We start from the raw sequence: 1026 nt of genomic DNA, 5'->3' as shown, positions 1-1026 counted from the left end.
CGCAGCTTGGCGAGCACCTCGGGCTTCTGCACGTCCATCCAGTCGACGAACTGCCGGAAGGAGACCAGCCGCACGTCCCCGCCCTTCTCCTTCTCCCGCGCGATGTGCTTGAAGGCCTCCTCCACGGCATCCATGTAGATGCCGCCGTTCCAGTGCTCGAAGTGGTTGCCGATGAAGAACGGTGCCCGGTTTGTCTCGTATGCCCGCTGGAAGCCGGAGATGTACGCCTGCGCGGACTGCTTGCGCCAGCCCGGGTAGTTGTAGGCGGGCGCCTTGGTGGAGTTCACGGACTGGTTGGCGAGCATGTTGTAGTCCATCGAGAGCACCTCGAAGGAACGTCCGGGGAAAGGTATCTGCTGCAGCGGCAGATCCCAGATCCCGAGCTTCTTCTCCGGCCACATCTGGCGACCGCCCGGCGAGGAGGCGTCGTAGCGCCAGCCCAGCTCACGGGCGGTGGGCAGCAGGTTGTTCTGGCCGAGGAGGCACGGCGTACGGCCGCCGACCAGCTCCTTGTCGTAGTCGAAGGGCAGCGAGGGCAGCTCGGACCAGCCGGTGTTGGTCCGCCACTGCTTCACGAACGCCTTGGCCTGCTCGATCTCGCTCTTCCACTGCTGCGGGGTCCAGTTGCCGACCGTGCCGTGGCCGGAGCAGAAGTGCCCGTTGAAGTGGGTGCCGATCTCGTGGCCCTCCAGCCAGGCCCGGTGCACGTTGGCGAGCGTCGCCTTGATGTGCTCGTCGGTGAGGTAGCCGATGTCGGAGGCGCCGCGCGGGTTGTTCGGAGGCAGGTACAGCCGCTTCTTCGACTCGGGCAGCAGATACAGCCCCGAGAGGAAGAAGGTCATGCTCGCGCCGTGCTCCTTGGCGAGATCCAGGAAGCGCGGGAAGAGTCCGTTGCCGACCTCACCGGCACCGTCCCAGGAGAAGATGACGAACTGCGGCGGGGTCTGCCCCGGCTGAAGCGGCTCCGGCTTGGCCGGCTGGTGCGGCTGCTTGCCCGTGAACGACGTGGAGCCGTCCCCGATCGGC

General features: G+C 66.5%; 1 protein-coding gene. It reads right to left on the bottom strand.

All coding sequences use genetic code 11. The features are described 5' to 3' along the window. On the bottom strand, nt 1-1026 hold a 1026-nt coding region (locus ACZ7GZ_RS43540), incomplete at both ends, for a polysaccharide deacetylase family protein (RefSeq protein WP_471033433.1).

The sequence above is a fragment of the Streptomyces sp. NPDC037288 genome (assembly GCF_055603265.1).
This window is presented reverse-complemented; position numbering and strand designations above follow the sequence as displayed.